The organism is Cupriavidus sp. U2, assembly GCF_009663685.2.
Taxonomy (GTDB): Bacteria; Pseudomonadota; Gammaproteobacteria; order Burkholderiales; family Burkholderiaceae; genus Cupriavidus; species Cupriavidus necator_C.
In genome coordinates, this window is sequence record NZ_RCOG02000027.1 from 589110 (window position 1) to 609437 (window position 20328).

At 64.5% G+C, this 20328-nt stretch carries 16 protein-coding genes and 2 pseudogenes; 4 read left to right on the plus strand and 14 right to left on the minus strand.

The features are described 5' to 3' along the window. Positions 1–42 precede the first annotated feature (42 nt). A complete protein-coding gene (locus D9X30_RS22295) occupies positions 43–927 on the plus strand; it encodes a LysR family transcriptional regulator (protein ID WP_153946071.1) in 885 nt (294 codons plus the stop codon). A gap of 51 nt (positions 928–978) precedes the next feature. Here the strand turns inward: D9X30_RS22295 and D9X30_RS22300 are convergent, their stop codons facing one another. Continuing rightward, the gene (locus D9X30_RS22300) at positions 979–1905 is read right to left on the minus strand and encodes a LysR family transcriptional regulator (protein WP_153945727.1); all 927 of its coding nucleotides are present in this window, start codon (positions 1903–1905) and stop codon (positions 979–981) included. A gap of 117 nt (positions 1906–2022) precedes the next feature. On the opposite strand from D9X30_RS22300, the gene D9X30_RS22305 reads away from it, so the two are divergent. Beyond that, positions 2023–2691 (plus strand): HAD family hydrolase, encoded by a 669-nt coding sequence (locus tag D9X30_RS22305; protein WP_153945726.1) that lies wholly within the window; start codon positions 2023–2025, stop codon positions 2689–2691. Positions 2692–2813: 122 nt separating this feature from the next. Beyond that, entirely contained in the window at positions 2814–3959 is a 1146-nt protein-coding gene (locus D9X30_RS22310) for a DSD1 family PLP-dependent enzyme (RefSeq protein ID WP_153946070.1), read from the plus strand. Between the two features lie 50 nt (positions 3960–4009). On the opposite strand, the gene D9X30_RS22315 is transcribed toward D9X30_RS22310, so the two are convergent. The 4 genes and pseudogenes from D9X30_RS22315 to D9X30_RS22330 form a co-directional block, all read right to left on the minus strand. After that, the gene (locus tag D9X30_RS22315; RefSeq protein ID WP_153945725.1) at positions 4010–4981 is read right to left on the minus strand and encodes a tripartite tricarboxylate transporter substrate binding protein; all 972 of its coding nucleotides are present in this window, start codon (positions 4979–4981) and stop codon (positions 4010–4012) included. A gap of 54 nt (positions 4982–5035) precedes the next feature. After that, positions 5036–6061 (minus strand): annotated as a pseudogene (locus D9X30_RS22320) (CaiB/BaiF CoA transferase family protein); the annotation flags it as partial. Between the two features lie 28 nt (positions 6062–6089). Further along, a pseudogene (locus D9X30_RS22325) lies at positions 6090–6668 on the minus strand (CaiB/BaiF CoA transferase family protein); the annotation flags it as partial. 20 nt (positions 6669–6688) lie between these two features. Next, positions 6689–7660, minus strand: coding sequence for a hydroxymethylglutaryl-CoA lyase (locus tag D9X30_RS22330; RefSeq protein WP_153950110.1), 972 nt, complete (start codon positions 7658–7660; stop codon positions 6689–6691). Positions 7661–7789: 129 nt separating this feature from the next. On the opposite strand from D9X30_RS22330, the gene D9X30_RS22335 reads away from it, so the two are divergent. Next, on the plus strand, positions 7790–8722 hold the full coding sequence (locus D9X30_RS22335; RefSeq protein ID WP_153950109.1) for a LysR family transcriptional regulator: 933 nt from the start codon (positions 7790–7792) through the stop codon (positions 8720–8722). Between the two features lie 195 nt (positions 8723–8917). Here D9X30_RS22335 and mqo read toward each other — a convergent pair whose 3' ends face one another. The 9 genes from mqo to flgE form a co-directional block, all read right to left on the minus strand. Continuing rightward, the gene (gene mqo, locus D9X30_RS22340) at positions 8918–10633 is read right to left on the minus strand and encodes a malate dehydrogenase (quinone) (protein ID WP_153950108.1); all 1716 of its coding nucleotides are present in this window, start codon (positions 10631–10633) and stop codon (positions 8918–8920) included. 432 nt (positions 10634–11065) lie between these two features. Then, the gene (gene flgL / locus D9X30_RS22345; protein WP_153950107.1) at positions 11066–12298 is read right to left on the minus strand and encodes a flagellar hook-associated protein FlgL; all 1233 of its coding nucleotides are present in this window, start codon (positions 12296–12298) and stop codon (positions 11066–11068) included. A 43-nt stretch (positions 12299–12341) separates the two neighbouring features. Continuing rightward, positions 12342–14252 carry a flagellar hook-associated protein FlgK gene (flgK, locus tag D9X30_RS22350; RefSeq protein WP_153950106.1) on the minus strand — a complete coding sequence of 637 codons (1911 nt, stop codon included), beginning with the start codon at positions 14250–14252 and terminating at the stop codon, positions 12342–12344. A 243-nt stretch (positions 14253–14495) separates the two neighbouring features. After that, on the minus strand, positions 14496–15518 hold the full coding sequence (flgJ, locus tag D9X30_RS22355; protein ID WP_153950105.1) for a flagellar assembly peptidoglycan hydrolase FlgJ: 1023 nt from the start codon (positions 15516–15518) through the stop codon (positions 14496–14498). Next, positions 15518–16702 carry a flagellar basal body P-ring protein FlgI gene (locus tag D9X30_RS22360; protein ID WP_153950104.1) on the minus strand — a complete coding sequence of 395 codons (1185 nt, stop codon included), beginning with the start codon at positions 16700–16702 and terminating at the stop codon, positions 15518–15520. The genes flgJ and D9X30_RS22360 overlap by 1 nt, the downstream gene beginning before the upstream one ends. Positions 16703–16709: 7 nt before the next feature. Further along, positions 16710–17414, minus strand: a complete 705-nt coding sequence (flgH, locus tag D9X30_RS22365) for a flagellar basal body L-ring protein FlgH (protein ID WP_153950103.1) — start codon at positions 17412–17414, stop codon at positions 16710–16712. A 9-nt stretch (positions 17415–17423) separates the two neighbouring features. Beyond that, the gene (gene flgG / locus D9X30_RS22370; RefSeq protein ID WP_092598974.1) at positions 17424–18209 is read right to left on the minus strand and encodes a flagellar basal-body rod protein FlgG; all 786 of its coding nucleotides are present in this window, start codon (positions 18207–18209) and stop codon (positions 17424–17426) included. Positions 18210–18264: 55 nt separating this feature from the next. Further along, positions 18265–19008, minus strand: a complete 744-nt coding sequence (gene flgF, locus D9X30_RS22375; RefSeq protein WP_153950102.1) for a flagellar basal-body rod protein FlgF — start codon at positions 19006–19008, stop codon at positions 18265–18267. Positions 19009–19034: 26 nt separating this feature from the next. Then, complete coding sequence (flgE, locus tag D9X30_RS22380) at positions 19035–20282, minus strand: flagellar hook protein FlgE (protein WP_153950101.1); 1248 nt, start codon at positions 20280–20282, stop codon at positions 19035–19037. Positions 20283–20328 lie beyond the last annotated feature (46 nt).

Genomic DNA, 20328 nt, shown 5'->3' on the forward strand with positions numbered 1-20328 from the left:
AATAAAATTGGCAAACATCGTATAGCTGATATACATTTTTGCATGGCCACGGAACCTAGCTGGGAACTCTATCGCTCTTACCTCAGTGTGCTTCAGGAAGGCTCGCTGTCTGGCGCCGCACGCGCTCTGGGGCTCGCCCAACCGACAGTAGGTCGCCATGTCGAAGCACTGGAGAAGTCCCTGGGGCTCACCCTCTTCACCCGCTCGCAGACGGGGCTGCTCCCAACTCCGGCCGCGCTCGAACTCAAGCCCTACGCCGAGGCCATGAGCACTTCCGCAGCGGCCCTGATGCGCGCCGCGGAAAGCCAGGGCGACGTCAAGGGCACCGTGCGCATCAGCGCGAGCGAAGTCATAGGCGCCGAGGTTCTGCCCCCTATCGTGGCGCAACTACAGGCGGCGCACCCGGGACTCAAGGTCGAACTCGCGCTGACGAACCGTGTCCAGGACCTGCTGCTGCGCGAAGCCGACATTGCCGTCCGCATGACGCGCCCCAACCAGGACGCCTTGCTGGCCCGGCGCATTGGTGTCGTCCAACTGGGCCTGCATGCGCATCGACACTATTTGAGCAAACGGGGAAGCCCCGAGAAGCCCGCCGAGCTGGCGATGCATGCGTTGATCGGTTTCGACGAGGAGACGCCGTTCCTGCGAGCGGGAAGCAAGACGCTCCCGGGCTGGCGCCGGGATGCCTTTACGGTGCGCACGGACAGCGACCTCGCTCAATTCGCATTGATCCGCGCAGGCGCAGGCATTGGCGTCTGTCAGGTTGCACTGGCTCGGCGCTATCCTGACCTTGTGCGCGTGCTGGCCGACGACTTCACCTTTCCACTCGAAATGTGGGTCGCGATGCATGAGGACCTGCGCCACAGCGCGCGCTGCAAGGTTCCGTTCGACGCACTGTGTGCGGGCCTGGAACACCACGCGGCCTGAAGGCGTTGTATCGATATTTGCGTGGGTAACCAAGTCGGCTCCGCGCGCACCTCACTGCATTTCCTGCCTGTCGCCGCCCAAGGCCTCTTCCAGGAATTGCATCACCGCTTGTACACGGGCCGTACGTCCGCGACGCGTCGGCACCAGCAATGTCACCGGCGCGCTGTCGAACTCCCAGTCAGCCAGCACCCGCACCAGTCTGCCGCGCGCGACAGCGTCGGCCACGTCCCATTCCGAACGGAGCACCAGTCCCAGGCCCTGCTCTGCCCACTGGCGCGCAATACTGCCGTCATTGCTGGTGTAGGCGGCCACGACACGCACGGTCTCTCGTGCCCGGGATCGCCGCCCTGCGCTGCCGCCCGGCCAACGGAAGCGCCACAGCGTCGCGTCCTCGTCGTTCTCGCGGATGCAGATGCAGGCGTGCGAGAGCAAGTCGCGGGGCTCCGCGGGCGTGCCGTGCTGGCTCAAGTAGGCCGGGCTGGCGCACAGCCACCGCGCATTGGGGGCCAGTGTGCGGGCGATCCAGGATGAATCGCGTACCGCGCCGATGTGGACCACGGCATCCGAGTCGTGGCGGTCCGGCCAGGGGGTCTCATGCAAATCAAGCTGCAAGCGCAAGCCCGGATGGGCCAGCGCAAAACGCCCCAGAAGTGGGGCGATATGGTGCCGTCCGTAGCCAAAGGGGGCGGCAATACGGAGCGTGCCCGTGAGTCGGCTGTCCTCCCGCCTGAAAGACTCGGGAAGCGCATTGAGCTGAGCCAGCAGCGCCGCGCTCTCACGGGCGAAGCGTTCGCCTTCGGGCGTCAGGCTCAACCGCCTGGCAGTGCGGGTGGCAAGCGCAAGGCCCAGGATGGACTCCAGCTTGCGCAGGCGCGCGGACAATGCCGGTGGCGTCACGTTAAGCGCGCGCGCCGCTGCGCTAAGCGAGGGCGACTGTGCCAGCGCCTCGACCAGGCGCAAGTCCTCGATCTGGATCATTCACTTCAGCTTAACGATTGATGTTCCGGGATTTAACCACGAGCCACACTATCGTTTCTACACTGGGAACCTCTGACGACAGTGCGCCGCTGCGCAAACCTCTCGTAAAAGGATCTCATGGACAAAGTCGCTCCCCGCCTTTCGCCCGCCTGGCCGAGTGCCGTGCTTTTCGACCTGCTCACCGCATTGCTGGACTCCTGGACCCTCTGGAATTCGGCCGCCGGGTCCGAGGCCGCGGGCCGCGCCTGGCGGGCCGAGTATCTGCGGAGGACCTACGGCTGCGGCGCCTACGTGAGCTATGAACAACTGGTGCGGGAAGCGGCCGAACACGTCGGCTTGCCCCCGACGGCCCCGCAGGCGCTGGAAGCGCGCTGGGACGAATTACCACTGTGGGACGGCACCCGCGAGTTGCTGCAGGCACTGCGGCCGCATTGCAAACTGGCGGTCGTGACGAACTGCTCCGAGCGCCTGGGGCAGCGCGCTGCCGCCCTGTTGGGAGTCGACTGGGATGTCGTGGTCACTTCCGAGGCAGCCGGCTACTACAAGCCCGATCCGCGCCCGTACCAGCTCGCCCTGGAGGCACTCCGCGTGCAGGCACCCGATGCGGCCTTCGTGGCCGGTTCCGGCTATGACATGTTCGGTACCTCAGCAGTGGGATTGCGCACGTATTGGCATAACCGCATCGGCCTCGTGCTGCCTGCCGGTGCGCCCGCGCCAGAAGTCGAGTATTCGACGCTGCCCCCGGCACTGCCGTGGTTGCGGTCCTTTCGTGCTGCCAGCCGCTAAGAGGATCCGCTATGGCCCTTCGCCCAGCGCGGTGTCGGGCCTCATCTCGCGTGGCCTGCGCAAAGACGTACCCGCCCTGAAGGCCAAAAGCCAATACATGGACTGACAAGATCATGGACGACATGAACACTTCCTCCACGTCGCTAATGAAGTTGGAAACTCCCGCAGCAGTCATCGACACCTCGCGCATGCATCGGAACATACAACGGATGCAGACACGCATGGACGCGCTTGGCGTGCGCTTCCGCCCGCACGCCAAGACCAGCAAGTGCTCGCAGGTCGTACGCGCGCAGATCGCAGCCGGGGCCAGCGGCATCACCGTCTCCACACTGAAGGAAGCGGCCCATTTCTTTGACGACGGCATCACCGACATCCTCTACGGCGTGGGCATGGTGGCCAACAAGCTGCCCCAAGCGTTGGCGCTCCGCCGCCGTGGCTGCGACCTGAAGATCGTGACCGACAGCGTGGATTCTGCGCGCGCTATCGTTGCCTTCGGCGCGGAAAACGGCGAGGTCTTCGAAGTCTGGATCGAGATCGATACCGACGGCCACCGTTCCGGCATCCGCCCGGATGAACCAGCACTCATCGATGTCGCGACCGTGCTGCACGAAGGTGGCGCGCGTCTTGGTGGCGTGATGACGCACGCGGGTTCCAGCTATGAATTCGATACGCCGGAAACACTTGCCGCGATGGCCGAGCAGGAGCGGTCCGGCTGCGTTCGCGCTGCCGATCGGCTGCGTGAAGCCGGCCTGCCCTGCCCGGTGGTCAGCGTTGGCTCCACGCCGACAGCGCTCTCCGCGAACCACCTGCAAGGCGTGACAGAAGTACGCGCCGGCGTCTACGTCTTCTTCGACCTCGTCATGCACAACGTGGGCGTTTGTTCGACCGAAGACATCGCACTGAGTGTGATCACCACCGTGATCGGACACCAAGCCGACAAAGGCTGGGCCATCGTCGATGCGGGCTGGATGGCCATGAGCCGCGACCGCGGCACGCAGAACCAGAAACGCGACTTCGGCTATGGCCAGGTGTGCGGAGTCGATGGTGCAGTCATTCCGGGCTACATCCTCCGTGGCGCAAATCAGGAACACGGCATCCTGTCGCGCGCGGATGCCACGGATACCGACATCGCCAGGCGTTTCCCGATCGGCACACGGCTGCGTATCCTGCCAAACCACGCGTGTGCCACCGGCGCGCAGTTTCCCTCCTACCAGGCTCTCGCCGAAGAGGGCGAGATCACTGAATGGCGCCGCTTGCATGGCTCGTAATCAAACCAGGCACGAAAGCCGCTAGATGGACATGTTCTCGGTGGGATGGACTATTCGACCTTGACGTTGGCCTTCTTCACCAGGCCGGCGTAACGGTCGGCTTCGGTACGGAAGAACTGGGCGGCCGCCTCGGGAGATCCGGGCTTGATGGCGGTGGCCTGCTTCTTCAGGGCTTCGACCACCTCGGGGCTGGAGAACGCCGTGGCAAAGGCGTCATGTATCCGCTTCACATCGGCGGGCTTCATGTTGGCGGGGCCCACGACGGCAAACCAGCCTTCGACGTGGTAATCGGGCAGGCCCTGCTCCGCGATGGTCGGAACATCGGGAGCCACGGGCGAACGCGCATCGCCACACACGCCAATGGCACGCAAGGTGCCGGCCTTCAGGTAAGGCAACGCGGCATTGAGTGCCACCACCCCCATGTCCACCTGCCCGCCAAGCAGGTCGGTCACCATCGGGCCGGTGCCCTTGTAGGGGATGTGATTGGCCTTGACGCCGGCTTCGCTCAGGAACATCTCCCCCGCGAGGTGGATGATCGTGCCGTTCCCCGACGATGCATAGTTGTAGGCATCGGGCTTCGCCTTGAGAAGCGCCACCAGTTCCTTGACGTTCTTCGCAGGGACTTTCGGATTGACCACCAGCACGAGCTGGGTGGCGCCGATTACGCTGATCGGCGTCACGTCCTTGATCGGGTCGAAGGGCATCGACTTGAATACGCTCGGGTTGATCACATGATTGTTCGACACCAGTCCCAGCGTCAGGCCGTCAGGTTGCGCCTTGACCACGGCGGCCGCACCGGTGATGCCACCTGCTCCAGGCAGGTTCTCGATCACCACGGGTTGCCCCATGGCCTTGCCCAGCGCGGGGCCAGCGGTACGGGCGATGGCATCGACGCCGGAACCCGCGCTGATCGGCAGGATCAGCCGCACCGGCTTGCCGACTTGAGCCAGCGCGGGCAACGCGGTGCATAGCAGAAAGCCCGTGGCAGCGGCCACGGCCCTCCAGCAGGGGCGTGAAATCATGGTTGTCTCCGTCTTTGTTATGGGAACAGCGGTAAGGCAATTTCGGGGCCTGGCTCAGTCACCTGGCCTTGTCATGCGCCCGAGCACTTCGTCGTTGTGCTCGCCGGGCCTGGGCAACGGATGCCTGACTCCCGGTCGCCTGCCGCCCATCAATAGCGGCAACAGGACCGTGGGCGCGATCGAACCGTCGTCCACCTGCATCGGCACCAGCCCGCCGCTTTCCTTCAGGTGTGGATCGTCGAGCAACTGGTCCGGGCGGACGATCGGCGCATAAGGAATGCCGGCGGCCTCGAGTTGGGGCATCAATGCTTCGGGGCGATGGTGCTGAAGAATGGTGCCCAGTTCTTCCAGCAACTGGGGCCGCACTGCCACACGGGACGCGTTATCGCGGTACTCGGGCCGGTGGACCAGTTCTGCATGCCCGAGCACGTTGCAGAGCGTAACGAACTGCTTGTCGCTGACCGCACCGATGAAGAGCTGCTCGCCGTCGGCCAGCGTGAAGACGTCATAGACGCTCCACGCCGACACGCGCGACGGCATCGGCGGCGGCGCCTCGCCCGTCATCGCAAACTGCTGCATATGCTGCGACGCCAGGAACACGCAGTTTTCGAACAGCGCGCTCTGGATCTCCTGACCACGGCCGGTACGATCACGTTCGCGCAGCGCGGCCAGCACGCCGATGGCGCCGAACATGCCGCCCATGATGTCGTTGACCGAAGTGCCCGCGCGCAGCGGCCGTCCTTTCGGCCCTGTCATGTAGGACAGGCCGCCCATCATCTGCACGACTTCATCGAGCGCCAGGCGTTTTTCGTACGGTCCGGGCAGGAAGCCCTTGTGGGAAACGTAGATCAGGTGCGGGTACCTTGCCGACAACGTTGCGTAGTCGAGACCGAGCTTTTCCATCAGGCCGGGCCGGAAGTTTTCCAGCAACACATCGCTCTGCCCGGCCAGTTCGGCGGCGGCCGCGCGCCCTTCTTCGGTCGTGATGTCCAGCACCACGCTCTTCTTGTTGCGGTTGAAGGCGCGGAAAAAGCCGATGCCCAGCCCGGGCAGATTGCGGGTCTTGTCGCCACCGGAACACGCAGTTTTCGAACAGCGCGCTCTGGATCTCCTGACCACGGCCGGTACGATCACGTTCGCGCAGCGCGGCCAGCACGCCGATGGCGCCGAACATGCCGCCCATGATGTCGTTGACCGAAGTGCCCGCGCGCAGCGGCCGTCCTTTCGGCCCTGTCATGTAGGACAGGCCGCCCATCATCTGCACGACTTCATCGAGCGCCAGGCGTTTTTCGTACGGTCCGGGCAGGAAGCCCTTGTGGGAAACGTAGATCAGGTGCGGGTACCTTGCCGACAACGTTGCGTAGTCGAGACCGAGCTTTTCCATCAGGCCGGGCCGGAAGTTTTCCAGCAACACATCGCTCTGCCCGGCCAGTTCGGCGGCGGCCGCGCGCCCTTCTTCGGTCGTGATGTCCAGCACCACGCTCTTCTTGTTGCGGTTGAAGGCGCGGAAAAAGCCGATGCCCAGCCCGGGCAGATTGCGGGTCTTGTCGCCACCGGGCGGTTCCACCTTGATGACCTCGGCGCCCAGGTCGGCCAGGATCATGCCGCAGGTGGGCCCCATCACCATGTGGGTAAATTCGACGACGCGGATGCCGGCCAACGGCAGCGATGGGTTCTCTTGTTGCATGGTACGGTCCAGGATGTCGATCAAGCCACCGCGCGATGGGCGCCGGCAGCAAAGGTTTTGGGCAATCCAGCGCGCCAGAGCGTGCCGTGCAGCGTTTCTCCGGCAAGCCAGCCTTTCACCTGCTGTCGCAATGCCAGCAGTGCATCGATATCGACGCCAGTCTCGATGCCCATGCTACCGAGCATGTACGCCAGGTCTTCGGTCGTCACGTTGCCGCTGGCGCCGGGCGCGTGCGGGCAGCCGCCGATGCCGGCCAGGCAGGCATCGAAGCGCGTGACGCCGGTTTGCATGGCCGCCAGCACATTGGCCAGGCCCAGTCCGCGTGTATCGTGGAAATGGCCGCACCAGAAGCGGTCGCCGGCAATCGCCACGGCGCGCTCGAACAGCTCATGCACCATGCGCGGATCGGCGTAGCCCACCGTGTCGGCCAGGCTCACGCGATCGGCGCCCGCGTCGAGCAGCGCCTGCATCAGCCGCAGTACTTCATCGGGCTGCACGCGACCCTGTAGCGTGCAGCCAAAGGCCGTGCCCACGCCACCTTCGATCAGCGTCCTGGACCCCGCGGCGTCGCGCGCCGCGCGGATACGTGCCACCTCGGCCACCACGTCGTCGGGAGTCTTGCGCAGATTGGCAAGGCTATGCGCATGGCTGGCGGACAACGGCACGATCATCAGGTCAGCACCGCTGGCGATGGCATCCTGGGCGCCGCGCAGGTTGGGCACGAGCACCGAGACGAACGACCCCGGCAGCGTGCGGGCGAACGCCACCAGCTCGGCCGTATCGGCCAGTTGCGGCAACAGCCGTGCGGGAACGAACGAGCCCACCTCCATCTCGCGCTGGCCTGCCGCGTGGGCAGCACGAATCCAGCGCTTCTTGTGTTCGGTGGGGACGATGGTCTGAATACTCTGCAGCCCGTCACGCAATCCGACTTCCCGGATGACGGCGCGCGGCGGCCAGGCGGCCGGTTTCTGGTGATGCGATGCAGGGGTCATGGCTTGCGGCGGGACGCCGGGGAGAGACACGCGATACCTGTCACTCTATGCCGTTCCAAAAACAATCGAAAGCGATCTTCCGCCATCGCTATCGTTCCATATCGGAATGTCTGGGCCTACAATCCACGCATGCGAGATCTCGACCTGACCACCCTCCGGCTATTCGTCGCCGTGTGCGAAACCCAGAACATCGCGCGCGCCGGCGAGCAGCAACATATCGTGGCGTCCGCAATCAGCAAGCGGCTGGCGCAGCTTGAGGAGACGGTCGGCGCAAGCCTGCTGGACCGTCGCCGCCGTGGCGTGGTGCCTACCGCCGCCGGCGAAATTGTGCTGACTCACGCACGAGCAATGCTGGCCGCAGCCGACCGCGTGTCGCGCGACATGGCTGACTTTGGCTCTGGCATTCGGGGTCAGGTGCGCCTGCTGGCGACGGTATCGTCGATGGCGGAATCGCTGCCGGACGACATCGCTGCCTTCCTGCAGATCCCGGGTCATCAGGATGTGGGTGTCACGATCGAGGAAAGCCTGAGCATCGACGTTGTGCGGTCGCTGCGCGAAGGCTCGGCACCACTAGCGATTTGCTGGGATGCGGCCGATCTGGAAGGATTTCAGACCCGCCCGTATCGGGCAGACCATCTGGCAGCGATCGTGCATGGTTCGCATCCGCTCGCCCGGGCTGACAATTGCGTGTTCGCGCAGACGCTGGATCATCGGCATATCGGCATGCCGGCGCAAACAGCCGTCCAGACCATGCTGAATCGACATGCCGCAATTCTCGGCCGACGTATCGACTACCGGGCAGTCGTATCCACATTCGATGCCGCCCTGCGCTGCGTTCGCGCAAATCTGGGATTGGCCATCATCCCGCAGGAGATTGCGGAGCCCGTTGCACAGGCACTTGGTATTCGCGCAATCCCCTTGCGCGACGATTGGGCCCGCCGCCGGTTTGCCATTTGCTCGCGCGACTTCGATACGCTGTCGCCGGTCGGAAAGATGCTGGTGGATTTTCTGGAGGCTCGGGCAAATCCACAGACCGGCGTTATGCGACCCGGAGATTCGTGAAGCGTCGTTCTCGGCATTGATCCAGTCGAAGGCCTGCGATCGCCCAGTTGGGCCAACCACCGCTACGACTGGCAATGCCCGCAAGGTCAATCGCCATCACCGTCGTAAGCGCCTGGACCCCGCTCGCCCCTGCCCGGATATCGGAACGATGGTTCACCATGCCAATCTGCGCTACTGTCTTCCGGTGCCCGTGCCTTACAGGGCCATATCGGGCACCTTCTTCACCACGCCCGGGTTCGCCATCGGGCCGGTGGACGGAACAAAGCCGTCGAGGCTGGGCGGCGCGATGGCGAGTTGCAGCGTCTCGGCCGTGGTCGCCCATTCCTTTGCCAGAAGCTGCGGATTGTCATTGAGCTTCTTGCCGTAGCTCGGCACGATCTCGCGAATCTTCTGCTGCCAGGCCGGCGATTTCATCTGCTCGGGGAACACGCGCTCCAGCAACGACAGCATGATCGCCGGCGACGTCGAGCCTCCGGGTGAAGCGCCCAACAGCGCAGATACCGAACGGTCGCCAGACACCACAACCTCCGTGCCGAGCTTCAGTACGCCGCCCTTCTCCGGGTCGTTCTTGATGATCTGCACGCGTTGTCCAGCCTCCCACAGACGCCAGTCCTCGTCCTTCGCCTCGGGCATGTAGTGACGCAGCGCCGCCATCTTTTCTTCGCGGGACAGCGCCAATTGCTGCGCAAGGTACTTCACGAGTGCAAACTCGTGAGCGCCGACCTGCAACTGAGGAATGACGTTCGACGGGGTCGTCGCCTTGACCAGGTCGAAATACGAGCCGTTTTTGAGGAATTTGCTCGACCACGTGGCAAACGGCCCGAAGAGGATCACCTTCTTGCCATCGAGCACGCGGGTATCCAGATGTGGCACCGACATGGGGGGCGAGCCGGTATCCGCAAGGCCATAGACCTTTGCCAGATGGCGCGAGGCAATCTCGGGCTTGTCCGTAACGAGGAACTCGCCGCCCACCGGGAAGCCGCCGTATTGCTTCGCCTCGGGAATGCCGGACAGTTGCAGCAGCGGCAATGCAGCGCCGCCCGCGCCAATGAACACGTTTCGAGCATCTACCGTCTGAATCCGGGAGCCGTCCTTCGTGTCGAAGGCCGAGACCCGCCAGGTGCCGTCCTCGTTGCGGGTAATGGAACGCACCTCGTAGCCGGTGGAGAGCTTCACGCCTGCATGGGCGGTCAGGTGCTTGTAGAACTGCCGCGTGATTTCACCCAGATTCACGTCCGTACCGAGTGGCGAACGCGTGGCGGTGACCACCTCATCGGCCTTGCGGCCTTCCATCATGATGGGAATCCACTCCGCAATCTTCGCCGGGTCGGTGGTCATTTCCATGCCGGCGAACAGCGGCGAAGCCTTGAGCGCCTCGACGCGCTTGCGCATGAACTCCCGGTTCTCCTGTCCGAAGACCAGATTCATGTGCGGCGTCGAGTTGATGAACTCCCGCGGGTTGCCCAAAACGCCCTTGCGCACCTGATGCGCCCAGAACTGGCGCGAGATCTGGAAGTTCTCGTTGATGTCGATGGCCTTGTCGATATGGACATTGCCCTTGTCGTCCATCGGCGTGTAGTTCAGCTCGCAGAGTGCCGAGTGTCCGGTGCCGGCGTTGTTCCAGCCGTTCGAGCTTTCTTCCGCGACCTTGTCCAGGCGCTCGAACACCTCGCACGTCCAGTCCGGCTGCAGCTCTTTCAGATAAACGCCGAGCGTGGCGCTCATGATGCCGCCGCCAATCAGCAGCACATCGACCTTGCGATCGGCCCTGGCAGCGCGGTACTGACTGCCGAAAAAGTACGAATAGCCACCCCATGCGGCTGCGGCGCCGACAGCGGTTGCAATGAACTTACGACGGGTGAAAGGCTTGCCGCCGCGGCGTGCGGCGGTCTTCTTGTCCGATTGAGTCATGGGAGTCACTTCAAATTAGCGTGCAGCGTCGACAGACTGATCAAGCCGAGGCAATACCAACGTTGATTCAGACTGCGGGGGGCGCTGTCGTTTTCTGCGCGGCGGATTGGAAGTGAATCCACATGCCGGCGATACAAGCGGCGATTCTAACGCACGTCGCGCGCCTATGTAGGGGAAAACCCTGATATATCAAGCAGGATCGCTCGGCTGATATGCCGAATGAGGCTCCTGCGGATCAGAGTTGCCGTATCTGGACCGGGCACATTGGCCTTGACGCATGCCTTGCCAGACGGCCCAAAAAAAAACCCGCCACATGTAGAGGCGGGTCTTTCTATAACGGCTACGAAGCGAGTTCGCCAAACGCACAAGCAGCGATTTGCCACTCGCATGCCCTCGGAACGGTCACAGGTGGCACAAGGCCACCTCACCGCATTACCCCAGGAACCTGAACAGGTTCATCTGCTGGATCTGCATGAAGGATTGCTGCGCGCCCTGCAGTGCCGTCTGGCGCTGGTAATACTCTGTAATGGCCGATGCGTAATCCAGTTCGGTCAGGTCCGAGAGCGTCTTGGAATTGCTCAAGTCGCGGTTCGAGCCGATGGTGTCCAGCGCATCGAGTTCGTTCATGCGCGAGCCCACCGACGCACGCACCGTCAGCACGTTGTCCAGCGAGTTGTTGTTCTGGCGCAGGCCGGTCGAGATCGCGTTCTGCAGGTTGGCCGCGGCCACGTCCTGGGCAGTGCCGGAGTCGATCGGCGTGCGCAGGGCGGTAATCACATCCTTCAGGTTGGCGAACATGTCGGCGCCTGCCTGCTGGGCCGGCTGCACCAGGAACGTGTCGTTATTGGCGGGCGTGCCCTTGATCGAGAACGACACGCCGGCCACGTTGATGGAGCCGCCATCGACGTAGTTCGTTGCCGGGCCAACGGGGTTGCCCGTGGTCAGGTCGTTGACCGTGTATTGCGTGACGCCGGCAGCGACCGAGAACGTCACGCTCAGATTGTGGCCGTACAGGGCGTTGCTCGGATCTGTCACCGAAATCGCGCTGAAGGTGCCTGTGCCGGCGTTGGTGCTGCTGCCCTTGATGACGTAGCCAGCATTGGCCGTGACGGTCTGGAAGATCTCCGCGCCGTTGTTGCCGGCTTCCATCTGGCGCGCCACGTCAACCTGCAGCAATTGGTGGCCGGTGTCGCCCTGGTACGTGAGGTTGCCGGCGGCATCGGTCGCGAAGGGGGCGGTGCCGGTCTTCAGGCCCGCGAACAGGTAGTTGCCATTGCCGTCATCGGCGTTGGCCAAGCCCACCAGTTGATCGTACTGGCCTTGCAGCGCCGTTGCCAGCGATGCGCGATCGTTGTCGCTCAGCGTGCCGTTACCGGCGTTCACCAGCAGCGACTTGATGTTCTGCAGCACGGTGGTTACCGTCGACAGCGTGTTCTCTTCCAGGCCCAGCGACGCATTGGCCTGCTTGCGCGAAGCGGTGTACTGGCCGTTCACGGCGACCGATTGCGACACGCCCAGCGCGCGCGTGGCCGCGACGGGGTCGTCCGACGGCGTCAACACGCGGCGGCCGGTGGCCAGCTGCTGTTGCACGTGCAGCAGGTTGGACTGCTGGCTGTTCATCGAGGACAGGCCCTGGTGATACAGGGTGGAGGTTGCGACGCGCATGGCGTGATTCCTTCTTTTCCGATGTTGTCAGGGATGTCCGCGATCAGCCGATGCTGACCAGCGTGTCGAAGATCGTGCTGGCCGCCTGGATGACCTTGGCGTTGGCCTGGTACAGCTGCTGGAACTTCAGCAGGTTCACGGTTTCCTCGTCCATGTTCACGCCCGACACCGACTGCTGGGCCGTGTAGATCTGGTCCGTGATGCTGTCCTGCGATGCCGACGCGATGTCGGTCGACTTGGCCTTGCTGCCCACGTCGTTGACCAGCTGGGCATACGCGTCGTTGAAGCTCGACGTGCCATTGATGGTCTTGGCGGTCTGCAGCTTGGCCAGCTTGAGCATGTTGCCGTTGTCGGCCACCGCGCCCGTGTTGTTCGACAGCGTGAACTGGTCGCCATTCTTGGGCGTGCCGTTCAGGCTGAACGTCATGTTGTTGATCGTGATATCCGTACCCGTGGCCGTGGTGGTAACGGTGGGCGCAGGGGCCAGCGGATTGCCGGTGACGGAATCCACGATCACGTAGGCGCCACCGGTGTACGTAACCTTGACCGGATTGGTCAGCAGCGAGTAACCCGGGGTCACGTTGGACAGCGACGCCTTCACCGTGCCGGTATTCTGCGTGCTGGCATCCACGCGTGCCGGCGATGCCGCGGCAATCTTGGCCGGATCGGTGATCAGCGCGTTGAAGCTCGACGCAACGTTGCGCGTCGGCTGGATCTCGAACGAGTCGTTCGGATTCATCGGCGCGCTCAGCGTGATGTTCATGCCGTCCGCGGTGAAGGTCGGCAGCGCCGGCCCGGGGAAGCTCTGCACCACCACGTTGTCGGTCTTGCGCGTGAGCGAGTACTGGCCGCCCACGAAGCTCAGCGTGTAGTCGCTGGTGGTCAGGTTGCCGGCGTTGGTGATCGTCGCCGTCACTATCGAAGTGGACGTGTTGTTGTTGTTCGCGTACACCACCGGCGAACCCATGGCGAACATGTCAGTGCCGATGGCGCCGTTCAGGTCGATACCGAGCTTGTGCTGGGCATTGAACGTCTGCCCGATGGCCAGCGAAATGCGGCCGATGGCGCTTTGCGCCGTGTCCAGCGTCTCGCTGCGGAAGCGCATCAGGCCGCCGATGGAGCCGCCGGTGACCGCGCCCGGTTCGGCCTCGATCGAATTCGACGTGCCCGGAATCGTGTAGGCGATGACCGTGCGGCTGGGGTCGGCTGCCGAAGCCACGGCCTTGATGTCGTACGAGTCGCTGCCCATCACCAGCGGCTGGCCATTGCCCACGAACACGTTGTACGTGCCACCGTCCTGCACCACCACCTTGGCGCCCACCAGTTCGGTCAGCTTGGCCACGGCCTGGTCGCGCTGGTCGAGCAGGTCGTTGGGAGGCTGGCCGCCGGCGGAGGCGGTCATGCGCGTGATTTCCTTGTTCAGGCTGGCGATCTGCTTGGTGTAGTCATTGACCTGCGTGACCGACGACTGCAGCTGGGTATTGATGCCGTCCTGCAACTGCTTGAAGTAATCGCTCGACGACTTGATCTGGCCGGCCAGTGCCTGGGCCGACGAGATCAGGCCCTGGCGCGTGGCCGGGTCCGACGGCGTGTCCGACACGGCCTGCACGGCCGCGAAGAACTTTTGCATCAGCGGCGCCAGGCCACCCTTTTCGTCTGCCAGCAGGTTGTCGATCTGGCGGATCTGGTCCGAGTACGTCGACAGGTCGTGACTGGCCGACGTGGCGCCACGCAACTGGCCGGTCAGGAAGCTGTCGTACACGCGCTGCACGGTGACCGTGTTCGCGCCCATGCCGTAGAAGCCCGAACCAGTGGCCTGGCCGCCGGCCGACGCAATGATCGTGTTCTGGCGCGTATAGCCCGCGGTGGCCGCGTTGCTGAAGTTGTGGCCGACCGTGGTAAGCCCGTTCTGGGCGACGTTCAGGCCCGACAGACCGATATTAAACAGAGACATGTTTGTCTGACTCCGGATCGAATGGCTAGCCAGCGGCAAACGGCCGACGGCGGTGGATGTGTTGGTTATCGGCGGAAATGCGGCGCGACTTTAGCGGCGCAATGCGTTGGAGTACCCGGCATTTGTGAGCGATCACTCTCATCGAAATGCAATGCAGAAGCGCAAACAGCGTGGCCGCTACCCGGTCACGCTGGATGGGGAACAGGGCGGCGACGTATGCTGCTGTCATCACCGCCGGCGGCGTCAGGTCGAGACTTTCTTCATGATCCGCACGAGCTTCTCGCCGTAGGCCGGATCGGTGGCGTACCCCGCGCGCTGCAGGCCATGGGCGGCTTCCTCGGCGTTCGAGGCGGTCACCACGCCCGCATAGCGCGGGTTGTTGCTGATCAGCTTCGCGTAGTCGTTGCAGGCTTCCTCATACGAGCCGTAGGCGCGGAACTTCGCGCGCACCTTCTGCGGCTGGCCGTCCACATATTCGGTGGTCAGGATCTCGGTGGTCGGCCCCTTCCAGTTGGCGCCTGCCTTGATGCCGAACACGTTGAAGGTGCTCGAACCATCGGGATTGCGGATTTCCCGGCGGCCCCAGCCCGACTCCAGCGCGGCCTGGCCCACGATCAGCTTGGCGGGCACGCCCGAGGCGCGCGACGCCGCCATGGCCGGCTCGGCCATGCGGTTGACGAAGTTGCTGATGTGCTCCGGCGAATCGTCCGGCAACTGGCCCAGCTGCGTCTGGCCATTGCCTTGCCAGTCGGCCTGGTTCTGGTATTGGCGCAAGCCGGCGGTCGGGTTCCATGCCGCGCCCGGCAGCGTGGTACCGACTGGCGGCGGACCATCGGCGTCGGTGGCGCCGCGGCTGTCGAGCATCTGCGCCATTTGCGCGTCGCGCACGCTCGCGCCCGTGATCCCGCCGGCGCCGTTCATGCCGGCCGGCAGTTGCGTGCCCGTGGCGCGGGCCAGCTGGCGAATCATGACGTCGGCCAGGCCGATGCCGCGCGACGACAACTGCTGCGACATCTGCTGGTCCATCATCGACATGTAGAGCTTGGTCTGCTCGTTGTCGAAAAGGCCATCGGACGGCGTGGCGTCGCGCATGCTCTTGAGCACCATCTGCGTGAACACCGCCTCGAACTGCTTGGCAGCGGCCTGCAGCGTCGTCGCGTTGTTGCCGGCGCGGGCCTGGTTCTTGAGCGACTCGAATCCCTGCGTATCCAGGGCGAACCGCTGCGAGATATCGGCCTGGCCGCCAAGCGTGTTACCCGCCGACATCAGATGATCTCCAGTTCGGCGCGCAGCGCGCCGGCGGAGCGCATGGCCTCCAGGATGGTCTGCAGGTCGGCCGGCGTGGCGCCCAGCGCGTTCAGGCCCTTGACCACGGCGGCCAGCGAAGCGCCCGCCTTGACGATCTGCAGCGAACCGCCATCACGCTTGAGGTCGATCTGCGACACCGGCGCCACCACGGTCTGGCCCTGGCTGAACGGTGCCGGCTGGCTGATCACCGGCTGCGTATTGATGACCACCGACAGGTTGCCGTGCGCAATCGCGCAGTCTTCCACGGTGACCGCCTGGTTCATCACAATAGAGCCGGTCCGCGCGTTCAGGATGACCTTGGCGGCGGCCTTGGCCGGCGTCACATCGATGCTCTCGATACGGGCCATGAAGCCCACGCGTGCGGTCGGCGTCTGCGGCATGCGAACCTGTACCACGCGGCCGTCCATCGCGGCGGCGGTGCCCGGGCCCATGTTGCGGTTGATCGCCTCGACCACGCGTTCGGCCGTGCCGAAGTCGGTGTCCTTCAGCTCCAGGTTCGTGAAGCCGTTTTCGGGCTGGAACGACGCCACGGCGCGTTCGACGATCGCGCCGTTGGCGATGCGGCCAACGGCCAACTGGTTGATCTGCACCTTGCTGCCGTTGGCCGACGCGCCCGCGCCGCCCACCAGCATGTTGCCCTGGGCGATGGCGTAGACCTGGCCGTCGGCGCCCTTGAGCGGCGTCATCAGCAGCGTGCCGCCGCGCAGGCTCTTGGCGTTACCCATCGACGACACCACCACGTCCATCTGGCTGCCCGGCTGGGCATAGGCCGGCAACGTGGCGGTGACCATCACGGCAGCCACGTTCTTGAGCTGCATGTTCTTGCCGGCGGGCAGCGTAATGCCCAGCTGCGACAGCATGTTGCTCAAGCTCTGCGTGGTGAACGGCGTCTGCATGGTCTGGTCGCCGGTATTGTCCAGACCCACGACCAGGCCGTAGCCCACCAGCGGGTTGTCGCGCACGCCCTGGAACGTCGCCAGGTTCTTCAGGCGTTCCGCATGCGCGGCGCCGGCGCCCAGACCCAGTACGAGCAGGAGCAGCAGGCAGGCAAAAGATACCGCGCGACCTGAGCGGGAAAGACGGCCGGGCGGGTTGCCAAAATACGAGCCTGGCTTGTGGAAAGGCATCGGAGGCAGAAACATGGCGGGATCAGTACGGTAAGACATTGAGGAAGAAACGCTGCAGCCAGCCCATGTTCTGCGCCTCGTCGATATACCCCTTCGCGGTGTATTCGATGCGCGCATCCGCCACCTGGGTGGACGGTACTGCGTTGTCGCCGGTAATCGTGCGCGGATTGACCACGCCCGAGAAACGAATGAACTCCGCGCCCTGGTTGATCGCCATCTGCTTCTCGCCGGACACCACCAGGTTGCTGTTGGGCAGCACCTCGATCACCGTCACGGTGATCGTACCGTTGAAGGTGTTGGCGGCACTGGCGCCGCCCCCGGCCTTCAGCGAGTTGGCACCGTTGATGTCGGCGTTCTGGCTGGTGCTGAACAGGCCGCTCAGGGCACGCGGCACCGCATTGAACGCCAGCGCGGTGCTGCCGGTGCGGTTGGCGTTGGTGGCAGAGTTCTTGCTCGCGTTGACGTTCTCGCTGATCACGATGGTAAGAATGTCGCCAACATTACGCGGCCGCCGATCCTCGAACAGCGGATTTCCCGCGTACGAGGATGCGTAGATCGAGCCCGTGGCAGGGGCCATCGCGCGCGGCTCGGCGCGTGCGGTGGTGGGCATCTGCACAAGCGGCTCCCTGGGCATCATCGCGCAGCCGCCGCTTGCCAGCGCGGCCAGGCCGACGATGGCACGAACGACGAGTGGGCTGATGCGATACTGCGTGGCGGCCATGATCATTCCCGTTCTTTAGCCCATCTGGCTCAGACGCTGCAGCATCTGGTCCGAGGTCTGTACCGCCTTGCTGTTGATTTCGTAAGCGCGCTGGGTCTGGATCATGCTGACCAGCTCTTCCACCACGTTCACGTTCGAAGCTTCGACGTAGTTGTTCTGCAGCGTGCCGGCGCCATTCAGGCCAGGCACCGACGTGTTCGGCGCACCGGAGGCATCGGTCTGCACGTACAGGTTTTCACCCAGGCTTTCCAGGCCGGCGGGGTTCGGGAACGTGGCGACCTGGATCTGGCCCACCGTCGCAGCGTTGGTCGAGCCCGGCTGCATCACGGTCACCGTGCCGTCGCGTGCGATGTTCACCGACGTGTAGTTGGCCGGCAGCGTGATGGCCGGGTTCAGCACGAAGCCGCTGGACGTCACCAGCTGGCCGTTCGGATCCACCTGGAACGAGCCGTCGCGCGTGTACGAGGTGGTGCCGTCCGGCATCGTCACCTGGAAGAAGCCCTGGCCGATGATGGCCACGTCGCGCGAATTGCCCGTTTGCGTCGGGTTGCCTTGCGTGTGGATACGTTCCGTGGCCACGGGGCGCACGCCGGTACCCAGCTGCATGCCCGACGGCAGTACGGTCTGGTCCGACGACAGCGCGCCCGGCTGGCGGATCGTCTGGTACATCAGTTCCTCGAAGACCGCGCGGCTGCGCTTGAAGCCCGTGGTCGACACGTTGGCCAGGTTGTTCGAGATCACGTCCATCTGCGTCTGCTGCGCATCGAGGCCGGTCTTGGCGATCCAGAGAGAGCGAATCATGGAGTTGTCCTGGTTCGAGAGTTCGTTATGCGTGCGACGGCTGCCGCGCGCGTCATCAGTTGTTCGACAGCAGCGAATTGGCCCGCTGGTCGTTGGTATCGGTGCCCGAGATCATCTTCATCTGCATCTCGAAGCGGCGCGCGTTGGCGATCATGTCCACCATGGCCTCCACCGGGTTCACGTTGCTGCCTTCGATCGCGCCGGCAATCACGCGCACGTTGGGGTCCTGCTGCAGCGCATCCACGCCGGGACGCAGGCGGAAGTAGCCGTCGTCGCCGCGCGCCAGCCCTTCGGGCGGCGGCGTGACCACGCGCAGCTTGCCCACCTGGGCCAGGCCGTTGGCAGCCTCGCCGGGCCCGCGCGCCACGATGCTGCCATCGGTGCCGATCGACACCGTCGAGCCCGGCGGCACGGCAATCGGGCCGCCGTCGCCCAGCACGGGCCGGCCGGCCGACGTCTGGAGCTGGCCGTCGGCCGACACCTGCAGCGAACCCGCGCGGGTGTAGGCCTCGGAACCGTCAGGCATCTGCACCGCCAGCCAGCCGTTGCCCTGCAGCGCCACGTCGAGATTGCGGCCGGTGTAGGTCAGCGGGCCGGCCCTCATGTCGGCGCCGGGCGTGGACGCAAGCGTGAACGCCCGCGTCTGCATTTCCTGGCCCTGCACCGGTACGGCCCGGTACAGGTTCACCTGCGCCTTGAACGCGGGCGTCGAGGCGTTGGCCAGGTTGTTCGATACCGCGGCCTGCTGGTCGAGTATCTGCTTGGCGCCCGACAGGGCGGTGTAGAGCATGCGGTCCATGGCGAGGGCTTCTGGCTAGGCGTCGATCAGATGTTCACCAGGGTCTGCAGGACGGTGTCCTGCGCCTTGATGGTCTGCGCGTTGGCCTGGTAGTTGCGTTGCGCCACGATCAGGTTCACCAGCTGGCCGGACAGGTCGACGTTCGACTCTTCCACGGCGTTCGACTTCAGCGTACCCATCGCACCGCCCGCCGTCCCCAGCAGTTCCTGGCCCGACGCGCCGGTGGCCGACCACACGTTGTCGCCTTCCGGCTTCAGGCCTTCGACGTTGCCGAACGATGCCATGGCGATCTGGCCCAGCGACTGGGTCTTCTCGTTCGAGTACGAGCCCAGGATCGTGCCGTCTTCCTGCACCGAAAAGCCCAGCAGCGCGCCGGACGCATAACCGTCCTGCACGATCTTCTTCGGGTCGTTGTCCGAACCGAACTGCGTCGAGCCGGTCAGGTCCAGCGTCGCCGACATCGCGGCGGCGCCGTTCTTGGGCGGCAGGGCAACCGTCGCCAGCGCGGCCGGCGTGACCATCTTGCCGTTGTTGTCGAATTCGACGGGAATGGCCGCTGGCGCGGCAGGCGTGGGGTTGCCCACGGGCGTGCCATCCGGCAACGTCAGGTACATGTTCCAGATCGTGCCCTGGGTGTTCGGGGCGGCCGGCGTCGTGTTCGTCTTGGCGAAATACGCGGTCAGCTGCTGCTTGTTGCCCAGCGAGTCGTACACCGTGATCGACGTGCTGTAGTTGAACATCGACGAGGTCGGCGGGTTGCCCGCGCTCGACGTAAACGCCGGGTTGGTCGGCAGCGTGCTGCGCGAATCGAGCTGGAACTGGGCCTGGATCTTGGTCGTCGGCTGCGGGTTCATCTGGGCGTTGCTGATGACGATCGGTTGCGGTGCCACGCCGCCGGCGGTGGTGCCTGCCGGGTAGCCCGTCACCTGCAGGCCCGTGGCGTTCACCAGGCGGCCGTCGTCCAGGCGGTTCAGCTGGCCGTTACGCGAGTAGAACACCGAGCCGTCGGTGTTCGTCAGGCGGAAGAAGCCATTGCCGTTGCTGATGGCCACGTCGAGGTTACGGCCCGACGTCGAGATGTTGCCGTTGGTGAACGACTGCACGACGGCGTTCACACGCGTGCCCAGGCCGATCTTCGAGCCTGCGTACACGTCGGCGAACTGTGCCGTCGATTGCTTGAAACCAACGGTGTTCGCGTTGGCGATGTTGTTACCGATCACGTCCAGGTTGGACGCCGCGGCGTTGAGGCCGCTTACCCCTTGACCAAAACCCATGATGTTTCCCCTAAGTAGGCTGTCGTTCGTGAAATGCCCGCGCGTA

Bases quoted from the DNA above. Each gene is read 5' to 3' on its own strand.
- D9X30_RS22295 (WP_153946071.1), top strand. From the start codon at position 43: ATGGCCACGGAACCTAGCTGGGAACTCTATCGCTCTTACCTCAGTGTG.
- D9X30_RS22300 (WP_153945727.1), bottom strand. From the start codon at position 1,905: ATGATCCAGATCGAGGACTTGCGCCTGGTCGAGGCGCTGGCACAGTCG.
- D9X30_RS22305 (WP_153945726.1), top strand. From the start codon at position 2,023: ATGGACAAAGTCGCTCCCCGCCTTTCGCCCGCCTGGCCGAGTGCCGTG.
- D9X30_RS22310 (WP_153946070.1), top strand. From the start codon at position 2,814: ATGAACACTTCCTCCACGTCGCTAATGAAGTTGGAAACTCCCGCAGCA.
- D9X30_RS22315 (WP_153945725.1), bottom strand. From the start codon at position 4,981: ATGATTTCACGCCCCTGCTGGAGGGCCGTGGCCGCTGCCACGGGCTTT.
- D9X30_RS22330 (WP_153950110.1), bottom strand. From the start codon at position 7,660: ATGACCCCTGCATCGCATCACCAGAAACCGGCCGCCTGGCCGCCGCGC.
- D9X30_RS22335 (WP_153950109.1), top strand. From the start codon at position 7,790: ATGCGAGATCTCGACCTGACCACCCTCCGGCTATTCGTCGCCGTGTGC.
- mqo (WP_153950108.1), bottom strand. From the start codon at position 10,633: ATGACTCAATCGGACAAGAAGACCGCCGCACGCCGCGGCGGCAAGCCT.
- flgL (WP_153950107.1), bottom strand. From the start codon at position 12,298: ATGCGCGTCGCAACCTCCACCCTGTATCACCAGGGCCTGTCCTCGATG.
- flgK (WP_153950106.1), bottom strand. From the start codon at position 14,252: ATGTCTCTGTTTAATATCGGTCTGTCGGGCCTGAACGTCGCCCAGAAC.
- flgJ (WP_153950105.1), bottom strand. From the start codon at position 15,518: ATGTCGGCGGGTAACACGCTTGGCGGCCAGGCCGATATCTCGCAGCGG.
- D9X30_RS22360 (WP_153950104.1), bottom strand. From the start codon at position 16,702: ATGTTTCTGCCTCCGATGCCTTTCCACAAGCCAGGCTCGTATTTTGGC.
- flgH (WP_153950103.1), bottom strand. From the start codon at position 17,414: ATGATCATGGCCGCCACGCAGTATCGCATCAGCCCACTCGTCGTTCGT.
- flgG (WP_092598974.1), bottom strand. From the start codon at position 18,209: ATGATTCGCTCTCTCTGGATCGCCAAGACCGGCCTCGATGCGCAGCAG.
- flgF (WP_153950102.1), bottom strand. From the start codon at position 19,008: ATGGACCGCATGCTCTACACCGCCCTGTCGGGCGCCAAGCAGATACTC.
- flgE (WP_153950101.1), bottom strand. From the start codon at position 20,282: ATGGGTTTTGGTCAAGGGGTAAGCGGCCTCAACGCCGCGGCGTCCAAC.